Origin of the sequence: Vulcanisaeta sp. JCM 14467 (assembly GCF_001316245.1) — an archaeon.
Classification (GTDB): Archaea; Thermoproteota; Thermoprotei; order Thermoproteales; family Thermocladiaceae; genus Vulcanisaeta.
In genome coordinates this window covers 17,838-37,623 of sequence record NZ_BBDM01000014.1, presented here as the reverse complement: position 1 = coordinate 37,623, position 19,786 = coordinate 17,838, and the positions used below count along the sequence as shown (strand labels likewise).

At 46.8% G+C, this 19,786-nt stretch carries 20 protein-coding genes and 4 pseudogenes; 15 read left to right on the top strand and 9 right to left on the bottom strand.

Annotated elements, in window-relative coordinates; all coding sequences use genetic code 11:
- Window positions 1–167 precede the first annotated feature (167 nt).
- Window positions 168–1,574, top strand: coding sequence for an APC family permease (locus JCM14467_RS11950; RefSeq protein ID WP_252901527.1), 1,407 nt, complete (start codon window positions 168–170; stop codon window positions 1,572–1,574).
- 178 nt (window positions 1,575–1,752) lie between these two features.
- Window positions 1,753–3,612, top strand: a pseudogene (locus tag JCM14467_RS11945) (urocanate hydratase).
- Window positions 3,613–3,635: 23 nt separating this feature from the next.
- On the opposite strand, the gene JCM14467_RS11940 reads toward JCM14467_RS11945, so the two are convergent.
- Complete coding sequence (locus JCM14467_RS11940) at window positions 3,636–3,899, bottom strand: hypothetical protein (RefSeq protein WP_054850313.1); 264 nt, start codon at window positions 3,897–3,899, stop codon at window positions 3,636–3,638.
- A pseudogene (locus tag JCM14467_RS11935) lies at window positions 3,890–4,669 on the bottom strand (AAA family ATPase); the annotation flags it as partial. The gene JCM14467_RS11940 and the pseudogene JCM14467_RS11935, both read right to left, overlap by 10 nt.
- A 144-nt stretch (window positions 4,670–4,813) precedes the next feature.
- Between JCM14467_RS11935 and JCM14467_RS18320 the strand changes: the two are divergent.
- Window positions 4,814–4,975, top strand: coding sequence for a hypothetical protein (locus tag JCM14467_RS18320; RefSeq protein ID WP_252901524.1), 162 nt, complete (start codon window positions 4,814–4,816; stop codon window positions 4,973–4,975).
- Window positions 4,953–5,252 carry a hypothetical protein gene (locus JCM14467_RS11930; protein WP_054850311.1) on the top strand — a complete coding sequence of 100 codons (300 nt, stop codon included), beginning with the start codon at window positions 4,953–4,955 and terminating at the stop codon, window positions 5,250–5,252. Before JCM14467_RS18320 ends, JCM14467_RS11930 begins: the two co-directional genes overlap by 23 nt.
- A 94-nt stretch (window positions 5,253–5,346) precedes the next feature.
- Here the strand turns inward: JCM14467_RS11930 and JCM14467_RS11925 are convergent, their stop codons facing one another.
- The gene (locus JCM14467_RS11925; RefSeq protein ID WP_252901523.1) at window positions 5,347–6,480 is read right to left on the bottom strand and encodes a VIT1/CCC1 transporter family protein; all 1,134 of its coding nucleotides are present in this window, start codon (window positions 6,478–6,480) and stop codon (window positions 5,347–5,349) included.
- Window positions 6,481–6,556: 76 nt separating this feature from the next.
- Between JCM14467_RS11925 and JCM14467_RS11920 the strand changes: the two genes are divergently transcribed.
- Complete coding sequence (locus JCM14467_RS11920; RefSeq protein ID WP_054850310.1) at window positions 6,557–7,786, top strand: acyl-CoA dehydrogenase family protein; 1,230 nt, start codon at window positions 6,557–6,559, stop codon at window positions 7,784–7,786.
- Here JCM14467_RS11920 and JCM14467_RS11915 read toward each other — a convergent pair.
- A complete protein-coding gene (locus tag JCM14467_RS11915; protein WP_054850309.1) occupies window positions 7,783–8,577 on the bottom strand; it encodes a carbon-nitrogen hydrolase family protein in 795 nt (264 codons plus the stop codon). The genes JCM14467_RS11920 and JCM14467_RS11915 overlap by 4 nt on opposite strands.
- A gap of 3 nt (window positions 8,578–8,580) precedes the next feature.
- Window positions 8,581–10,102: pseudogene (locus JCM14467_RS11910) on the bottom strand (elongator complex protein 3).
- 118 nt (window positions 10,103–10,220) lie between these two features.
- Between JCM14467_RS11910 and JCM14467_RS18315 the strand changes: the two are divergent.
- From JCM14467_RS18315 to JCM14467_RS18300, 4 genes are all read left to right on the top strand, one after another.
- Entirely contained in the window at window positions 10,221–10,805 is a 585-nt protein-coding gene (locus JCM14467_RS18315; protein WP_252901522.1) for a DEAD/DEAH box helicase, read from the top strand.
- Window positions 10,777–11,265 carry a hypothetical protein gene (locus JCM14467_RS18310; protein WP_252901521.1) on the top strand — a complete coding sequence of 163 codons (489 nt, stop codon included), beginning with the start codon at window positions 10,777–10,779 and terminating at the stop codon, window positions 11,263–11,265. Before JCM14467_RS18315 ends, JCM14467_RS18310 begins: the two co-directional genes overlap by 29 nt.
- 68 nt (window positions 11,266–11,333) lie before the next feature.
- The gene (locus JCM14467_RS18305; protein ID WP_342765550.1) at window positions 11,334–11,780 is read left to right on the top strand and encodes a helicase C-terminal domain-containing protein; all 447 of its coding nucleotides are present in this window, start codon (window positions 11,334–11,336) and stop codon (window positions 11,778–11,780) included.
- 50 nt (window positions 11,781–11,830) lie between these two features.
- Complete coding sequence (locus tag JCM14467_RS18300; protein ID WP_252901520.1) at window positions 11,831–12,094, top strand: helicase C-terminal domain-containing protein; 264 nt, start codon at window positions 11,831–11,833, stop codon at window positions 12,092–12,094.
- Between the two features lie 123 nt (window positions 12,095–12,217).
- Here the strand turns inward: JCM14467_RS18300 and JCM14467_RS11900 are convergent, their stop codons facing one another.
- Window positions 12,218–12,706 carry a hypothetical protein gene (locus tag JCM14467_RS11900; protein ID WP_054850308.1) on the bottom strand — a complete coding sequence of 163 codons (489 nt, stop codon included), beginning with the start codon at window positions 12,704–12,706 and terminating at the stop codon, window positions 12,218–12,220.
- Window positions 12,707–12,780: 74 nt separating this feature from the next.
- On the opposite strand from JCM14467_RS11900, the gene JCM14467_RS20230 reads away from it, so the two are divergent.
- The 4 genes and pseudogenes from JCM14467_RS20230 to tenA all read left to right on the top strand — a co-directional run bounded on the left by JCM14467_RS20230 (window position 12,781) and on the right by tenA (window position 15,356).
- The gene (locus tag JCM14467_RS20230) at window positions 12,781–12,948 is read left to right on the top strand and encodes a hypothetical protein (RefSeq protein WP_342765549.1); all 168 of its coding nucleotides are present in this window, start codon (window positions 12,781–12,783) and stop codon (window positions 12,946–12,948) included.
- On the top strand, window positions 12,948–13,232 hold the full coding sequence (locus JCM14467_RS20225) for a toprim domain-containing protein (RefSeq protein ID WP_342765548.1): 285 nt from the start codon (window positions 12,948–12,950) through the stop codon (window positions 13,230–13,232). The genes JCM14467_RS20230 and JCM14467_RS20225 overlap by 1 nt, the downstream gene beginning before the upstream one ends.
- Complete coding sequence (locus JCM14467_RS11895) at window positions 13,225–14,637, top strand: type IA DNA topoisomerase (RefSeq protein WP_342765551.1); 1,413 nt, start codon at window positions 13,225–13,227, stop codon at window positions 14,635–14,637. Before JCM14467_RS20225 ends, JCM14467_RS11895 begins: the two co-directional genes overlap by 8 nt.
- A 48-nt stretch (window positions 14,638–14,685) precedes the next feature.
- A pseudogene (tenA, locus tag JCM14467_RS11890) lies at window positions 14,686–15,356 on the top strand (thiaminase II).
- A gap of 23 nt (window positions 15,357–15,379) precedes the next feature.
- Here tenA and JCM14467_RS11885 read toward each other — a convergent pair.
- Both JCM14467_RS11885 and JCM14467_RS11880 read right to left on the bottom strand, forming a co-directional pair.
- The gene (locus tag JCM14467_RS11885) at window positions 15,380–16,165 is read right to left on the bottom strand and encodes an SDR family NAD(P)-dependent oxidoreductase (RefSeq protein ID WP_054850307.1); all 786 of its coding nucleotides are present in this window, start codon (window positions 16,163–16,165) and stop codon (window positions 15,380–15,382) included.
- Between the two features lie 89 nt (window positions 16,166–16,254).
- A complete protein-coding gene (locus tag JCM14467_RS11880) occupies window positions 16,255–17,319 on the bottom strand; it encodes a radical SAM protein (protein WP_054850306.1) in 1,065 nt (354 codons plus the stop codon).
- Between the two features lie 93 nt (window positions 17,320–17,412).
- On the opposite strand from JCM14467_RS11880, the gene JCM14467_RS11875 reads away from it, so the two are divergent.
- Window positions 17,413–18,090 carry an ArsR/SmtB family transcription factor gene (locus tag JCM14467_RS11875; protein ID WP_054850305.1) on the top strand — a complete coding sequence of 226 codons (678 nt, stop codon included), beginning with the start codon at window positions 17,413–17,415 and terminating at the stop codon, window positions 18,088–18,090.
- Here the strand turns inward: JCM14467_RS11875 and JCM14467_RS11870 are convergent.
- The gene (locus JCM14467_RS11870; protein WP_054850304.1) at window positions 18,073–18,807 is read right to left on the bottom strand and encodes a hypothetical protein; all 735 of its coding nucleotides are present in this window, start codon (window positions 18,805–18,807) and stop codon (window positions 18,073–18,075) included. The genes JCM14467_RS11875 and JCM14467_RS11870 overlap by 18 nt on opposite strands.
- A gap of 58 nt (window positions 18,808–18,865) precedes the next feature.
- On the opposite strand from JCM14467_RS11870, the gene JCM14467_RS11865 reads away from it, so the two are divergent.
- Entirely contained in the window at window positions 18,866–19,747 is an 882-nt protein-coding gene (locus tag JCM14467_RS11865) for a ribonuclease Z (protein ID WP_252901519.1), read from the top strand.
- Window positions 19,748–19,786 lie beyond the last annotated feature (39 nt).

Below are 19,786 nucleotides of genomic sequence, written 5' to 3'. Positions count from 1 at the left end.
TATAAATGAACTACAATAGGAAAGTAATAACATACTACATACTAATTGTATCATTAATAATACGGCCTTTATAATCGTTACCATAGTCACAATCGATTTAAATATATGATACATTAATCTTTATCTATGGATAAAACTTAAAAATTAATAAAAATATTAATAATTTTATGACCACAAAGGAAAATAATTCCGAAACTCCTCGGTTAAAGCCTGTATTAAATATGTGGGAGACCTTAGCAGGCGCCCTTGGTGCTAATGGACCGGCCGCCGTGACTGCTCTCTACTTCACTAGTCTCGCTGGTCTTGTCGGTGGGTCTATGATGCTGGATATATTATTGGCTTGGTTAATATACGTGGCTATGACTGTGGTAGTCTATGATTGGTCTAAGGATGTTGCCGCCGCCCACTCGTGGACTGTCATACAGAGGAAGGGATTCAATAGTGCATTAGCGGCTTACTTCGCTGGCTGGACATATTGGGCGTATTACCTAACGGGTTCTGTGGGCTTCGCCGTGCTTGGGCTATCATCATTCGTATATTTACTCATTCCTAAGGCACCATCGTGGCTTTGGATACCAATAGCGCTTGCCATTATAGCGGAGACGTCGATATTAGCATATTTGGGGATTAAGCCATCTAATAAATACATACTCTACACGGGCCTTTATATGGAGGTACCCTTCCTAATAGTAACGGCATTAATATTGATAATAATGGCTGGCCCTAAAAATAGTGTATTACCATTCACTGTGAAGCCCGTTAATAATAATTGGATCTTAATACTAACAACAATGATATTTGGCATAACGACATTTGGAGGTATGAACCAAGTGATACCTCTTGCTGAGGAGACGGTAGACCCTAAGCGTAATGTACCTAGGGCTTTGGCTGCCATAGCCATAATACTTGGTGTAACGATCATGCTTAATGGGTATGCCCAGGAGGTAATATATGGCATAAATAAGATGGCTCAATACTCCCAATTACCTGACCCAGGCGTTATAATCTATGGAAAGTACCTGGGTGTCGTTGGCGCCGCGCTGCTAATAGCCTTCGTGGTGAATAGCTTCAACTCATCAGCACTGGCCTTCTTCAATAGCGAGGTTAGGATGGCCTTTGGCCTTGCGAGGGATGGCGTCATCTTCCCAAGACGCTTTGTAAATCTTAATAAATATGGTGCGCCAGGCGATGCCATAATATTCCTAGCAATACTAAATGCCGTAGTGGCAATAGCGGCGGGAATAGCCCTTGGTCCACTGTGGGGTGGTGTGTGGTTGTTAACCTTCAATTCAGTATTCATGGCGTTAAACCACCTATTGGCGGCCATAGGCATAGCCAGGTATAGGCATAAGTATGGTGGATTCGGCATAATTAGGCATATAGTAATACCGGCCATAGTTGTTGGTGCCCTAGCCACATTCATAGTCCTCTCAGTATACCCAGCACCACCACCGCCAATAACCTACGCACCCTATGCAGCGTTCATATGGATAATCCTAGGCATAGTAGCATATTATATTGAAAAGAGGAAGAGGCCAGAGGCTATAGCTAAATTGGGCTTATTCTCAGTATAATATGATCTTATGATCTAAGGTATAGTGCTTTAAAATAATACATGGGTAAAAAATATATTATTTTTCTAATATTAATTTTAATTACTTTACTATTTTTTAATAATATTAATTCAATATAAAAGGTTATTAAATGGATAAAACTTAAAAATTCCATAATATAAAGAATAACCTGAGACGTATGTCTGTTCCTCAAAAATACAGGGGTAGGCCTATTGAGGAGTTGATTTCGGCTGGTTATTACGATCCCGAGACTAGGACTGTCCATGTTATTACCGGCCCCGAGCTTCATGTGCATAGTCGTGATTGGCAGCTTGAGGGTCCTCTTCGGATGCTCTTCCACGTACTTGACCCCATGGTTGCTAAGGACCCGAAGAACTTAATCGTCTATGGTGGTACCGGTAAGGCTGCTCGTTCGTGGGATGACTTCGAGGCTATTGTCGACTCACTACTTACCATGGACAGTGAGGATACGCTGGTAATCCAGAGTGGTCAGCCCGTGGCCATTTGGAGCTTGGTAAGCATGCGCCGAGGGTGTTGATAAGCAATGCAATGCTCGTTCCCAAGTGCTGATTGGAAGATCTTCTGGGAGCTCGAGGCCAAGGGACTGATTAGCTTCCACCAGATGACAGCAGGCTGCTGGGCCTACATTGGGACTCAGGGCATTCTCCAGGGGACCTATGAAACAATTGGCGCGGCTGCCGATAGACATTTTGGTGGTTCTCTCGAGGGTAGGTTAGTGGTTAGTGCTGGGCTTGGTAACATGGGCGGTGCCCAACCACTGGCGATTAAGATGCTCGGTGGTGTTGCCTTGATAGCGGATGTGGATAAGAGGATGATACAAAGGATGATAGACACGGGTTACCTAGACACCTGGACTGACAATCTTGATAAGGCCATAGACATGGCGCTTGACGCCAAGGAGAAGAGACAGGCAACGAGCATTGGCGTGCTCGCAAACGCCGTGGACTTGCTTGAGAAGTTGGTTAGGGAGAACATAGTCCCCGACATACTCACGGACCAGACCCCGGCCCATGACCCACTCTCCTACGTACCTCAGGGACTCACTGTCGAGCAGGCCGAGCAGTTGAGGAAGAGCGACCCAGAGAAGTACATATTATTGGCTAAGGAGACGATGAAGAAGCACGTGCAATTAATGCTCCAGCTACAGTCTAGGGGTGCCGTGACCTTTGAGTACGGCAACAACCTCAGGAAGCAGGCCTATGACGCTGGCGTTGAGGATGCATTCAAGATACCTGGGCAGATGGAGTACATGAGACCGCTATTCGAGGAGGGTCGTGGACCATTCAGGTGGACTAGCCTAGTGGGTGATCCAAACGACATATACAAGCTCGATGACGTGCTGATAACACTATTCGAGAAGAAGAATCCAAGGCTAGTTAGGTGGATCAAGAATGCCCATCAGTACGTGAAGTTCCAGGGATTACCAGCCAGGGTTGTTTACCTTGGCTATGGGGAAAGAGCGTTGTTTGGTAAGATCGTCAGTGAGATGATTAAGAAAGGCGAGTTAAGCGGGCCAATTTGGTTCGGCAGGGATCACCTAGACAGTGGTTCTGTGGCGTCGCCGTACAGGGAGACCGAGGGCATGCTCGATGGCTCAGACGCAATTGGTGACTGGCCAATACTGAATTACGCACTCAACACCGCCGCTGGCGCCACCTGGACCTGCTTCCACCACGGTGGTGGCGTTGGTATTGGCTATGCAATACACGCCGGCTTTGGAATGGTCGTTGATGGTACTGAACTTGCCGAGGAGAAGGCCCTGAGAGTTTTCACAGTTGACCCAGGCTCCGGTGTCGTAAGGCACGCCCACGCTGGTTACCCGAGGTCCCTAATGGTGGCTAGGGAGAAGGGTGTTAGGATACCAATAATTGATAAGCTCGAGGAGAAGAGCAAGCGGGTTATTGAGGAGGCGTATAGGGAGGGCAGGATCAGCAAGTTCACGTATGAGAGGGTTAAGAAGGACCTGGAGGAGTACGAAGCTAGGAAGCAGAATTATAGGACTCCGTTTAATACGTGAGCCGTGTTATGAATTAATTGCATTTAAAATTGGCTGAACCTCATCCTAACTATTGGGTCCACAATCTCATACTCTCCATGGGTAACCCTATTAATTATGCTCATCCTCATGAGATTGCTTAACGCCCTCTCAACCTCGCCAGGCGCCACGTACTTATTAAGCCTAGTCATCACGTAATCCCTAATCTCATTGAAACGCCTTTTACCCCTGGCTATAGCCTCGAGTATTATGCCATAATATATTGACTTATTTAACAATGACTTTAATTCATCATTGACTAGCTCCACGGCCCTCCTATAAATCTCATTGACATTAGTGATACCGCGTACCCTGCATTACCGTAATACGTTAACCACCCAACAATACCATCAAGCCTATTCACAGCCTCGAGAATCTCACCCATTGATACCTCAACACCGTACTGTCTAAAGCCTGTTATTAGGAATTGAATTGATAAATCCCTACTAAAGGGCCTTATTGTCAACTCCTCAATGAACCTGCCATGAAGCGGCGACCTGGGATTATCGAGACCCAGGAAGTCATGCAGTAAACCAACCTCGGAGCCCGTCAGTATAACCTTGACATTGCCGAGGTTATCATATACGTAAGCAAGCACTTGAACCATATCAACCTTACCGAACCCCTTTAGCATCCTTAGTACCTGGGCCTCATCTATGGACAGCACAAAGACGTCTAGGTGCCTTGACAATGCATTAAGCAGGTCAGTTAGGTAGGTTCTGCTCCAGTCAATCTCCACACTCAGCTCCACACCACTACCAAGCACATTCACGCCCCTAACAATCCTCGCAATACTCCTAATGATGCCCTCAAGGCGCCACCTAACAGATAGTTCAGTTAAGCACGATGATATCAATTGATAAAGCCTCCTCCTGGTGAAGTCGCCCTCAAGCATCCTCGCATCAATGTAGCAATACGGCACACCAGCCTCGCTAAGCGCTACCTTAAGAACTGACGTCTTACCAACGCGCCTAACGCCGTATATAGCCAGTAACCTCGACCTACCCTTAACAAAGCTTAAGATGAAATTCACCTCATCATCCCTACCAAAGAGATCCCCCTCCTCGTCTTAGGCTCCATGTCGAATAACATGAAATAAACACCCCTGTGTATTATACACAGGGGTGTTTAAATCTTGATCCAGGAGCAACCGGTTTTTAAACCCTGAATGGGTAATGTTTTGATGTCGAGCGGTAATAGGAAGGAGTTGCCTAGGCTTGAGGTTAGGGGCTTCGTTGGTTATATTAAGTATATTGCTTATTTAGGGACTTGCGATGAGTATGTCAGGGGCTTGAGGAGGCATGACTACGTGGTTAAGGATAATGCTAAGGAAGGGAGACAATGAATTAATTACCTGTGCCCTAGCCAATACTGGGTTCGAGGGCTTGGGCCCAGACGTACTAATGCCTATGGGTGTTGCCCAGAGGCTTGGGTTAAGTCTCTCGGGTGGTAATGCTGAGGTTTACGCGGTACGTACTGCGTCTGGTATTGCACCGGTATACCGCCTTAAGGAGGGGGTTGACGTTAGGGTGCTTGTTGATGATAGGGATACGCCAATAATTAAGTTGACGCCCGTGGTTTCAGAGTCCGTGGATTATGTGATCCTCAGCGATAGGGCCTGACGGAGTTGGGTGTTGTCATTATTGATGCTGGTAATGGTGTTTGGTGCTTTAGGGATGAGTTGGGTAGGATCTCTAGGGATTCGTGTACACCGGGCTAGGTTATCGCTATGTGCAGTAATTGATGCGCTATTGTACCTATGGTGTACGTGGCCGCCGCGGCGCCTAGGGATAGGGCTATGTTCATGATCATTGTGCGGGCTATGTGGCCACTACCTGATATCGCTGTTAATAGGCCACTTATGGCCTGGGCCAGTGCCACGAGTATTATGGATATGTAGAGCGAGCCCACGTTACCAATTAAGTGGCCGAGTAGTGGAAATGGGGCTATCACGAGTAGTGCACCGATTAGGTAGAAAATGCCCGTGTATAGTGCCGACTTCCCAGGGCTCTCGAGGGCCTCCTCGGAAAAGCCCACCTCGCTTATCTCCGCAAGTCTCTTACTTATGTTAACGTTGGTCGACAGGCCGGGCGCTATTTCACTGGCCGTCTTCTCGTCAATCCCCATCCTACTCAGTGAGTCCCTGACCCTTTTGGCCCTATCCTCAGCGCTTAGGTTCTCAAGCTCAATATCGATCTTTGAGAGAGCGGTCTCCCTAATATCCCTCTGGGCCTTAGTCGACATATAGGCGCCAACGGCCATGGAGAGCGTGCCGGCAGCACCAACTATGAGACCAGCGAGTGTTATCAATATTGGGTTCGTAACCACAGGCGCTAACCCAGCCACGGCGGCCAGGACCTCCACTAACCCGTCGCTCATCCCGTACATGGCATCCCTAATATTATTGATAAACGCCTCAAACCTGGACTCCTCATCCCTGAACACCTCCTCGTGGGCAACCTCGTCGAGGAGTATCTCCCTAAGCCTATCCGTGTATGGACCAAGCACCCTCCTCCTAACCATCTCACCATACCTCCTAATAGCCTCAACCTCAGAACTCTCCCTCAACTTAACGAGAAAGCCAAGGCCCAGTAATTTCCTGACAAGTACTGAGAACGCTATCGAGAACCTGGACGGCCCCACATTACTAACATCAATGCCCACCTGATTTGCTATGAACCTCCAGAACTCGGCATGGCCAACCTCGTACTGAGACAACTTCAGTAGCTCCTCCCTCAACCTCTCGTTACTCTCAACCCTAGCCAGGGCGGCGTAAATCTCGGCATCCGTCAACTCATCCCTATAATTCTCAATAATCTCATCCCTACTAAGCCTTAACTCCATATTCATTACTCACGTGAATATCCAACTTATTAAATCTATATTCTAGAATAACTTATAAGGTCAAAGCCATACCCCCTGACATATGGTGTTTCCCCTTGATAGTCTACAGGACTACCAATTAATATTCAAGCCAGAACATGAAATGCTTAGGAAAAGCATTAGGGAGTTCCTGGAGAGGGAAGTCGCACCGCATGCCTTGGAGTTTGATGATAGGGATGAGGTGCCTAGAGAAATCCTGAGAAAGCTTGGAGAGCAGGGACTGTGGGGCATTGGCATTGATGAGAGTCTCGGCGGTCAGGGGGGTGACACAATATCAGCAGTGATATTGATGGAAGAATTGAGCAGAGTGGCGCCACCACTAGCGGTCATTCGTGGTACGAATGACCTATTCGTAATACCAATCCTCCTATTCGGTAGTGATGAGTTAAAGAGGAAATACGTACCACCAATAGCTAAGGGCGAGGCCTTTGGTGCACATGCAATGACGGAGCCATGCTGCGGCAGTGACGTGGCTGGTATTCAGACGAGGGCGGTTAAGAAGGGTGATAAGTGGGTTATTAATGGTAGGAAGATCTTCATCAGCAATGTCGACATAGCCGACTACATAATGGTCTTCGCAAGAACCAGCGAACCACAGCCAAGCAGGCGTTGGTTTGGGATAACAGCATTCATAGTCGAGAAGGGAACCCCTGGACTCAAGATTGGTGCCAAGTTCGAGAAGAGGGGTTTGAGGGGTAGCCATGCAATGGAGGTTATCCTGGATGATGTCGAGGTTCCCGATGAGAATAGGGTTGGTGATGTTGGCATGGGCTTTATAATTGCCATGGAGACCTACGACAGAACCAGGGTTGGGGTTGCTGCCCAGGCACTTGGTATGGCGCAGGCAGCCTTTGAGAAGGCCTTCCAATACTCACTACAGCGCACGGCCTTTGGCCAATACCTTGCCAGTTTTGAGGCAATTCAATTCAGCCTTGCCGAGATGATGGCTGAGCTAATGACTGCCAGGTACCTGGTTTACCTAGCGGCTTACCTGGCTGATCAGGGCAGGGAGGAGTTTAAGTACGTGGCAAGTCTCGCGAAGTTCTACGCAACCGAGACTGCGGAGAAGATAATTTCAAGGGCTATCGATGTTCATGGAGGTATAGGCGTTATTCATGAAACAGGTATTGAGAGATTTCTAAGGGATGTTAAGATAACGGAGATCTACGAGGGTGCCAATAATATTCAGAGACTCGTGGCCTTCAGGCAATTAATAAGGACACTCATGAAGAAGGGTGTTGTGAGTCAGGATGCCGCTAGAGCAATAACTTAGGCATTGGCAATATTAATTGAAATATTACTACTCAAAGCCTCATTCCTAATATCATCTACGTAACCCCTCCTGGAGCGAGCATACTCTATCTCCTTATGATTAATCGTCGCGGTGAATAAGCCCTCAATACCAATGTCAATGGTCATCACAAACTCACCATTTGGAGACGCTATAAAGCTACCGCCGAGTACGTCACGCCCATCTGGGTAGTTATACCCCGTGCCCATGGCCGATGCGAAGTATGCTGAGTTCTCAAAGGCCCTAATCAGGCCTAGGCTTCTCCAGAGGTATACCCTATCAACACTAATGCTGCTGGGGTTTGTGATTATGTCCACGCCGTATTTAGCCATTAACCTGGTTAACTCGGGGTACATGGCGTCAATGCATATTATGCAGCCTATACTCCAGTCATTGACCCTGACTATACCGAGCCTATCACCACCACTTATTCCTATCCTCTCGCCGGTGGCCTTTGATGGGTATATCTTCTCTGAGTAGTTGATTAGCCCCTTCCCATTGACCATGGGGCATATGCTCAGGTTCCTGCCATTAATACTCACATAGACTGCGCCACCAATTATCAGGGCATTGATGTCGTTCGAGATCTCCCTAAGCCCTTCAACGTACTCATTAAACTCCTTCTCGCTGAGTATCCTCGTCCCAACCCAATTCTCGGGCAGTATTATTAGGTCGGTGGTTAAGCCCCTAACCTGAGTCCTCAACCAGGTAATACCATCATTATAATTACTAAACCTCCTGGTCTGCGCTATCGTTACCCTAAGCCCATCCATATCTCAACCCGTCACCAAATCCTCATTGCTCAAAAACACCTCATTTACACTGTGCTCCGTCAGTATCGACCTTCTCAAGTCCTTAAACATGTAGAAACTCCCCGGGTACTTGCGATAATCGAGCCTTCTATAGTACTCTCTAACACCAACGCCCGATATCACGAACATCCTATAGGCATTGAACTCCTCAAGGGCTATGTGCTCAGCCCTAGCCATCAATGCCCTACCAATACCGCGATGCTGCCACCAGAATAGGTCCGCTGCCTTACTACCGATGGGTAGCTCAGGTCCGTAGACGTGTAACTCTCTAATTAATGCCGCCCTCCCAGCCTGATCTCGGGCCTATGTGCATTGTCGCTTGGTATCCTAAGCCTTAATATGCCGTATAGCGTGTCGTCATCATCAATTACCTCCAGGAAGACCTCGTGACCGCCGGATGCCTCATAATCAATCCTATTAATCATTAATTTCCTAGGCGTTGGGACCAACCCTCTCTTTATGTACTTATGACCAACCTCACGGCACCTAATCTCCACGCACTTAAGGCCCAGTTTCTCCATGTCCCTAAGCACTACCTCCCTCATATTGCCTATCCTCGGACCATCAACGACCCAGTGAAGTGGTATGTCCCTGCCAAACCTCATGACCCTGACCCACCTGGGTATTGAGGCCATGATGTTTGCCAAAAGCCAATGCCAGGTCTCCTCATCATAACTCCTGTACAAGCCCTTCAACCACTCCTCGTATAATTCCGTACCCTCAACAACGAAGGTTGGGTAAACCTTCACGCAGTCGGGCATGAAGCTTGGGTCACTGAATATGGTCTTAACCATCTCGAGGTCCCTATCAGGCGTTGAGCAGGGAGCCCAGGCATTATGTGGTAGCAGACCTTGTACGCGGCGTCCTTTAGGTACTGCGTTGCTTCAATAACCTCCTTAACACCGTGACCCCTCCTAACCCTCCTTAGTACATCATCATAAATCGATTGAACGCCAACCTCAACCCTAGTAAAGCCGAGTCTCAGCATTAGGTCTATGTGCCTTGGCCTTGCGAAGTCGGGCCTCGTCTCTAGCTCAAGGGCTACAACCCTAATCCTAGCCTTCTCATTACGCCTATGCTCATACTCAATGTCTGGGCTCTCTATTGATCCTGAACCTACGAGTGGGTAGTCATTAATGGCCTTGAACGCATTACCAACGAACCAGGTTAAGTATGACTCAGGTAATGATGTTACCGTGCCACCCATGACTATTAACTCGACCTTAGATACAGGGTGATGAAGGGCCTCATACTGCCTTATCCTAGCCACGACCTGCCTATACGGGTCGTAATTCAGTGGGGTGGCTCTAAGGACCACGGGTGAGTCTGGCAGGTAGCTCTTTGGGGTGTTCGTCTTTTTCCCACCTGGGCAGTAGGTGCAGTTGAATGGGCATGCCACAGGCTCGACCATAATTGCTATTGGGACTACCCCAGATATTGTCCTGGTGGGCTTCAACCTATTTAGCAATGCATTAACGTTGCTCATTACTCAAAGTTATGGTTTCTGTGGGCCCCTTAAAACGCTTTATTAATAATGGTCAGGGTGTGTAATTCACATCATAGGTTTTTAAATCAAGAATTAGTCAATATACCTTGATATAGTAGTGCCTGGGGTTGAGGCATTAATTAGGAGGTACTTCCCATATGATACGTTTAGGAGGTATCAATGGGAGATAGCTAGGAGCATATACGATGCATTGTCGAGTGGTAGGGTGGCGCTGATCGAGGCGCCCACGGGCGTAGGCAAGACCGCTAGTGCCCTAGCGGCGTCGCTGGCGTACGCAGAGGAGAGTGGTGTTAAGGTTCTATTTCTAATTAGGACAAAGAATGAGGCACAAGCGCCAATTAGGGAGTTACGTAAGTTGAGGGATAGGGGCGTTGATATTGATTACGTGGTAATTAGGAATAGGCCGGACATGTGCTGCATGGTTAGTACGCGTAGATTACCGTATGAGGAATTCCTTGAGGAGTGTAGGTTCTTGAGATCGAGTGATGAGTGCCCCTATTACTCCAACATTAGAAGAATCAATGTTAATGACTTAATGCTGAATATTATGGATGAGGTAAGTAACGTGAATGAGTACGTATCAAGCCTATGCACGCTTAATGTATGTCCCTATGAAGTATCAAGGCTGTACCTTGACAGGGCGAGTTGGTATCATGACGTATTACTACATCTTCAGTATTAATAAGCCCGAAACCATAAATGTTGATGTTAAGAATTCTGTATTAGTAATTGATGAGGCGCACAACCTGCCGGACTCAATAAGTAACTTAAATAGCATTAACCTACCGCTTGCCTCGGTAGTCACCTCGATCGCCGAGGTTAAGAAGTTGATTGATAATGAGGAATTGAAAAATAGAACAATCAAGATACTAAGGGGTCTCCAGGCGTATATGGTGAAGCTGAGTAAGGTTCTTGAGGAGGAGACCATGGTATCCCTGGAGCTTGGTGATGTACTCCAATTCTTTGAGGATTTCCAGGCAATAATAGATGCGTACTACGAAATAATTAGGAAGAAGAGGAGCGCCGGCGTGCCAATACCATACACACCATTATCACGCTTGCTGGACTTCCATAGGGCCATACTAAATAAGGTAAGTGCTTCGGAGTATTTCTCGCCAGGGATGAGCAAGGGGTCTCACTAGTCTATAAGTGTGTTGACCCATCAGTAGTTAGCAGCCCTGTGATTAATGAGGCTGGTGGTGTCATTCTCATGAGCGGTACATTGCCGCCTAGGGATTACGTGACGAGTATGCTCGGCATAAATAGGGATATTGTGGAGTATAGGATAGGCTTTAGGGACTATGTGAAGCCCGAGAACTATAACGTTTTAATCTATGATGGGGTGACCACAAGATATGCCGAGAGGGATGAGGAGGAGTATGAAAGGATTGCCAACATACTTAGTAGGATTTACCAGACCTACACGCTTGATAAGGCTATATTATCGATATTTCCATCATACACTGTACTTAAGTCCGTTAGGAAGTACCTAAGCCCAGGTGTTAAGTATGTGATGGAGCTCGGCAATACCTCGATTGAGGACCTAATTAGGGATTTAAGGAATGATCGCAGGAAGTTGATAATGGCCGTGGCAGGTGGCAAGCTTGTTGAGGGCGTTGAGTATAGGCTCGGTACTGAGAACCTACTGGGCTCATAATAATTGTTGGCGTTCCATACCCTGAACCTAATGATTACCTGGATGACTTCATGGAGATACTTGCGGCCCGTCTCAACGACAGGAAGTTGGCTTGGGAGTTAACGTATCAATGGCCGGCCATTGTTAGGATTAAGCAGGCGGTAGGTAGGGCGTTTAGGTCTGAGGACGATAAGGCCCTGGTGATACTCATGGATCGTAGGTTCAGGGAGCCCAGGTTGGCGAGGGTCTTTAAGGATTACTTCGGTAAGTACGTGGTCGTTAACGATGAGGAACTAATTAACGAAATTACAAACTTTAACCTCACTCCTCACTAATATCCTCCCCAGAGCCCTCCTGCGTCTGTTGCTCCTCCTCATTGGTTCTACTACCTTCCATGGCAGGTGGCTGTGGCTGAACCTGCTGGGGCTTAACCGGCGGTGACCTTGGTGGTGGTGCTGTTAGTATTCTCTCGATACCCTGCTGAGGCGGGTATTGCGGTGCTGAAGCGCTGCCATTGTTGGCGTGGTTTGGATTGCAGATGATTGCTGCCTTATGATCCTCGTTAAGTATTCGAACCTCCTATCAAGGCCCATGGCTATTTGGTACATGGCTATGAAGCTTACTATTAATGCGGCGGCCACCGTTATTAGGGATGCCATGAAGGCTATTGATGAGTATGGCACGTAGGCGTCACTCGTTGTGGGGAATAACGCAATAGCTGTGATTACGAAGACTATCGTTATTAATGCCAGTGGTATGCCTAGGTAAAGCACGAGCTTGCTCAGGCTTGGCGCCAGCTCCTCAATCCTTGGTTGTTGTGTTACAGGCCTAGTGACTGGCGTTTGTCTTGGTGGTGGAGGAGGTAATTGGTACTGTTGTGAGTATGCTGGGTATTGCTGGTAGGGTGGTCTCCTAACCTGCTTCTCTTCTGGTTTCTTCTCGCTCATTCACAACACCATTTAGTGATTTGTCTATTAATTAATAAGTTAATAAATGTTTCGAAAGAGGGTGTTTAGGGTTAATGATTATTGACTCACTGGTGGTTGCTGAGAAGGACTCGGTGGCTAGGGCGATAGCCAGGTACCTAGCCCAGGGTAGTATAAGTGTTAGGAGGGTTTATGGCGTTAAGAGTATTGGTTCACGAGGAACGGTAAGCAGTGGGTTAGTATTGGGCTTAAGGGCCACATAATGAATATGGATTTTCCCGAGGAATTGAATAAATGGCACTCCGTAGAACCATCAAAGCTATTTGATGCCGAGCCAATACTCGTGATTAGGGAGGATACAATAAGCTACGTAAGGGCATTATCACGGCTTGGGTCTAGTGCGAGTACCGTTTACTTAGCCCTGGACGCCGACTCAGAGGGTGAGGCCATAGCCTATGAGGCCGTGTTCGTGATAAGGAACGTGAACCCAAGGGCCGTATTCAAGAGGGTTTTGTTCTCTGCAGTAACCAAAAAACGACATTATTGAAGCCTTCAACTCACCGACAAATCTAAACCCAGGACTTGCCAGGAGGGTCTTCACTAGGATGATCCTGGACCTAACGTTAGGTGCCGTGTTCACGAGAGCACTCACCCTAAGTGTTGAGAACGTTGATAGAAATGCGCTGGCAAGAGGGAGTTTCCTTAGTTATGGTCCGTGTCAAACACCCGTACTTAACCTAGTCGTTCAGAGGGCCCTTGAGCGTGAGAACTTCAAGCCCGAGAAGTACTATACGCTCCATATAATGGTTGACGCTGGCGGAACAAAACTGACGCTTAACCATGACGGTACCTTTAAGGATAGGCAGGAGGCTGAGAAGGTACTAGGCCTAGTGAAGAGTAGGGCAAGGGCTAAGGTGGTGATTGCTAATTATAAGGAGGACTTCCTGGATCCACCTGCTCCATTGGATACGATAGAACTTGAGAGGAGGGCTAGCAGGTTCCTCAACATTAGGCCTAAGGCGACCCTTGACATAGCCGAGGAACTATATAGGCATGGATATATTTCATACCCAAGGACCGAGACTACGATATACCCACCCACACTTAACCTCAGGCAGGTACTCCTCGAACTCACGCACGGTGAACACAGCGATTATGCGAAGGCGTTGCTGGGCATGAGCATTAAGCCAACACGCGGTGATAGTAATGATGGCGCCCACCCACCGATATACCCAACAAGAGGCGTCACCAAGCAGGAGCTCCTTAAATACTTTAAGAATGAGAGGTACTGGAGGATCTACGACCTAGTGGTTAGGCACTTCCTGGCAACGTTAAGTCCGCCTGCACGTGTTGAGAAACAGAAAATAGTTGTTGACGTTTCAAGCCATAGGTTTAGTGCCGAGGGCTTGAGGATAATTGATGAGGGGTACTTAACAATATACCCATTTGAGAGGCCAAGTGAGAAGGTATTGCCTAGGGTGAGGGCTGGTGATGAACTGAGCATTGTTAAGGCCTGGGTTGAGGAGAGGGAGACTGAACCACCACCATACCTATCAGAGTCGGAGTTACTTAGGTTGATGAGGAAGTACGGCATTGGGACTGACGCCACGATGCAAGACCACATACATACCAACGTCATTCGTGGATACTTCAAGATTAGGAATAGGCAATGCATACCAACGCCGTTGGGTAAGGCCGTAATAAGCGTACTGGGTAAAACCGGCAATGAACTTATTGACCCATGGTTTAGGTCACGCATGGAGAAGGCCCTGATGGAGATAACAAAGGGTTCATTAAGCCCTGATGATGTATTGTTTACATTTAAGAACGAGGCTAGAAAGATCTATGAGAAATTCATGAATAGGCAGAGGGAGGTTGCCATGGAACTAATAAAGGCATTGAAGGAGGCATTAAGTAAGACCAGCAGGAGAACGGGAGGTAAAACGACATAGTAATAAGATAATAACGCTTTTAATTATAAACACCATGCACACTAAGTAATGAGTAATCGCATTACTGAACTCCTTAGGAACCAGGTAGGTGATGTTTGGCTTAGAATAGTTAATCATCCATTCGTTACCGAATTATTCAACGGCTCACTACCACTCGAGAAGTTTAGGTATTATATTGTTCAGGACTATAATTACCTAATAACGTTAACAAGGTGCCAAGCACTAATCGCATCTAAGCTTGAGAATCCCGCGGCCATGAGGAGAGTGCTTGAGTTGGCACTTGCTGATGTGACTACCGAACTCGAGAACTATAATAGACTGCTCAATTCCCTCGGTTTGAGCATCGACGACGTCGTTAAGACACGCCCAAGCCCCACAAACATTGCCTATATGAACTTCTTACTAACCACATGCGCTTTGGGTAGTCCGTACGAAGCTTGGTAGCCATATTACCGTGCTATTGGACGTATTTAGAGATTGCTAAGTACCACGCTGATAAGTTAAGTAAGAATCCCGTCAAGGTTTATAGGGATTGGGCCTCGGTTTACTTAACCCCTGAGTATGCCAGTATTGTTGATGGGCTTAGGGCAATTATTGATGAAGCCAGTGATTACCTAATGAGGGACTTCAATAGGCTATTGAGTATATTTAGGCAGGCCAGCACCTATGAATACCTATTCTGGGATATGGCTTATAGGCAGGAACAATGGGTGTTTTAACGATAACTCGTGTTAACCTAAACCTACCTGGGTATGTTCGATAAGTGCCTCGCCGCTGGTAGTATTGTTGTTCCTGCGTCTATTACGAAGACCTGTCCCGTTATGTTCTTTGCGGAGTCACTCACGAGGAATGCCACTAGGTCAGCGACCTCCTCAGGCTCAATAACCCTCCCAGTGAGTGTCCCTGTCTTAACCCAATCCTCCTCCTTAACATTTAATACCTGCAGTAGGCTCATGCCCATCTTAGTCCTCACGAGTCCAGGGGCTATTGCATTCACCGTTATCCCGTAGGGCGCCAACTCGGCGGCTAACGCCTTAGTGAAGCCTATTAGGGCTGCCTTTGCCGTTGCGTAGGGCACGTTATAGGCAGCACCCATTATACCCTCTATTGAACTCATGTTTATGACCCTACCCCAATTATTCTTGATCATGTAGGGTACGGCAAACTTAGTCAATAAGTAAGCTGACTTCAGGTTCGTGTTTATTATCTTATCCCACAAACCCTCGTCAATATCGACAAACGGCCTCATTATGCCCAAGCCGGCATTATTAACAACAACATCCACGGAGCCCCATTGTTTAACAGCTTCATCAACAATTGCCTTAGCCCCATCAGCCGCGGCAACGTCCGCCTTAACCATGATAGCCTCACCACCAACACTCTTGATCAACTTCATGGTCTCCTCACCCTCCTCATCATGCCTCTTATAATTAACGACGACCCTGAAGCCATCCCTAGCAAGCCTAACAGCAATAGCCCTACCAATGCCACGGCCCGACCCACTGACAACTGCAACCCTGCCAACCATACCAAGTGAGATATTGCAAAGGCAATTAAGTATTTTGCCTAAATGAATTTAATTTATAAATATATAACTAATATAGCAATACATAAATCCTAGACGAGCTTACCAATGTATATATTATCATCATTTTCAATGACCCTAACCCTAACCTGATTCCCAATAAGTATCTTCTCCATGGTGGGGTTAGCCAACACCGTGATTACCCTATCAAATATCGCAGTATTACTTAATGGTAATATGACCCCCAGAAACTCGCCCCTAAGTATCCCTCTACTGATTATCCTGACCTTAACTTCCTCATTAACCTTGTAGGGCTTTGGCAATTTAGGGGCCTTATGTATGTTTAATTCCTCATTAGTAGCCGTTAGTTTAACATTCAATTCACCCTCTAGTCTCTTAATTCTCTCCCAAAATTCCTGCCACGTCATTACCCTAACCCTAGCCTTCCTACCCCTCTTATGCGGTATGTACTTCTGAATGAGCACAGGAGACAGCTTATTCCTGCCCAACCCCACCTCCCTGGCCCACTTGATAATCTCAACAATGTCATTATCATTAATACCAGGTAACCAGACGGGGGATGCAATTACGTTAATCCCTAACTCAAGGGCCTGAAGCACTAATTCCTTAACATGATTCACGTCGTACCAGGACGCACCGCTTATTTTCTTAGCTAGTTCGGGGTTTAGCGTATCAATGCTTAGGTTTATCCTGTCCAAACCGGCTTGAGCCAATTCCCTAAGCTCCTCCTCAGTGAACATGTATAGTCGCGTCTGCATTGATACTGTCGAAACACCGTTGATCGATTTAATACCACGGATAAGTTGTGTCAGGTAAGGGTATACGCCTGGCTCACCCATGCCATCGATGTGTACCTCGACATCATTAGTGCCCTTAAACCTGACCACCTCCTCCAATGCCGCTAGTAGTGTGTCAAGGTCGTCAACAAACTCAGCCCATCTATTAGTTGACCTTGGGCCAGCATTCACTGAGCAGTATATGCAGGATAGTGGGCATAGCGATGTTGGCCTGACCTCGATTATGTTTGTGCCCCTATCCACTATGCCGAAGGCCAAGGTGCCGACCTGCGGCGTACCCCTCTCTACTCTAATTACTTCTCTGGTCCTTTCAATCTCATTAATACTACCCCTCCACATGATGCCTCAATACCCATTTTACATGTTTGCTAAACCTTATGATTTACCAAAATAGGGTTTTAAACTCAGAGGTTACATACTTGTGCACGTGAAATGATTAGAATAAATACCACGATGTCTGGGCTGGACATGTTTAGGATTAACGTGAAGTCAGTAGCCGTGCTTCCCATCGAGTCCTTCGACACATTGCTGAACAATAACGTTAGGATAAGTATAATGGATATGCTCAGTAAGGGGCCAATGACTGTGACATCGCTGGCCCAGGAACTGGGCATACTAAAGGGTGTTGTTCATAGGCATGTGAAGGCCCTGGAGGACTTTGGCTGGATTAGGCAGTTGAGTGATGAGGAGGTTAAGGTCGTAGGGTTAAGTAGGGAGGCAAATAGGATTTATTACGTACCAACGGCAATGGTGTATTTAGGGTTTAAACTCGAGATTAATGAGCATGGCATGAAAATAATAATACCCACTAATTACGGCGCATTCATAGACATTAGGGGCCGTAAATTCATACTAGTAACACCAACATATTCTAATCATGATTGTAAGAATTCATGCCCATCCCATGAGGCATGCCTTGACTGGATTAAGCGGATTGGGAAACAATTCCACGTAAGTATTGACTATGATGATGCAAGTAAGGCATTAATGCACCTCTACACACAGTTAATACTTAGGGAGTTCAAGATAAATATAGTGAACAACGTCATAATGCTTGACAGCCCACGCCTAAACTCGATCTTCATAAGGCACTCAAACCTCGCTCTTTAATATAACAAGGTACTTATCGAAACCAGATACTCTGCGTAGCTCGTACCATTTATTAAGTGATGGAAAATACCGACTAATTACTAAGGAATCGGCATTGCTAATGAGTAGCACAATGGTACTACCATCATTAAGAACCTCGGTTACAGAACCGCATTTACTAAGTATGAATTTCCACCGCCCAATACTAAATTCACCTAAACAGGTACCCTGAAGTTGTGGAACCGCTCTAACACTTATACCGAATACTTGGATCTCTTGATTTAAATCGGAATACAATAATTCACCAGATAAGTTCAGCACCCTCATTACCCTAAGGGCATAACCACTAGGTTTAATTTTACGGGCCCCTAACCTCATGAGTCTCACAATCACTATTAACGCTTCATTAGACCTCACAAGCATTCTCGTGTCTAAGCCCTCCTCACGCCATAAAATACCTATGTCACATCCTGCATCAGTAATTACTACGTATAACCCCCTCACATCATCGCCGATGTTCACCAAGTACCTACCATATATAGCCCCACTACATGGCAGGTGTAGCGTGACTCTCGTACCGTATAGCCGAACATCCTCATTATTAAAGGGGTAGGGTTCACCCCTGATTAGTAGCGTTGCATCTTCCCTCGGTACTACGTATATCGTTAAACCTGCCTTATCAAAGCCCACCCTGAAGTTCCTAATCAATTCCCCAATATCAATATCTTCATAACCCATCTTACTTTACTAATCTAAGGGAATTTCTATTTAAATAACCTAGGTTAATCGTGGTGGAATGCCGATAAGAATTACCTTCTTAGGAACTGGCGCCGGGACGCCAGGTAAGGATAGGTACTTACCGGCAATTTTGGTCGAGGATGGCTTAAGAAAGATACTGCTTGACGTGGGGGAGGGTGTTCAGTATAGGCTTTTTGAGATTGGCATAAGCCCATTAAAGATAACCCACGTATTCATAACACACCTACATGGTGACCACGTTTTTGGATTACCTGGGTTATTAGCCACGATGGCCATGCTAGGCAGGAAGGAGGACCTAGTAATAAGTGGTCCTATCGGTATTACTAACTTCATAAGGAGTAGCATGGAGATTGTTGGTGATCCTCCATTCCGCGTTCGGATTTATGAGGTTGAACCTTCCACGAACGTTAAGGATGTCATTAGTGAAGAGAATTTCAGCCTACAATGCGTATCGGCGAAGCACACAGTGCCTGACTGCGCCTACTCCCTTAGTTGGAGGACGTATGTGGGTAGATTTAACCCGGAGCGTGCTCGGGAATTGGGCATACCCATAACGCTTTGGAAGAGACTCCACATGGGTGAGACCGTAGTGCTTGATGATGGCAGGGTCATAAAGCCCGAGGACGTGGTTGAGGTCAGGGGTAGTGGTTTGGTGAAGATAGTTTATACGGGTGATACAGCACCTACGGAGACAATCATCGATATATCGCGGGGCGCCCAGGTGCTTATTCATGACTCAACATTCTCGGCTATTGAGGATGGAAACCTTATTTGGAATCAGGGGCACTCGAGGTCGATAGACGCCGCTAGGGTGGCTAGGGAGGCTGGTGTTGATAAGCTCGTGTTAACCCACATTAGTAATAGGTACTCCGACCCAGAGCTTTTGGCTGCCGAGCTTCTGAGATCTTCACAAACGTGATAGCCGCCAGGGATTTGATGAGCCTAACAATCACTTCGT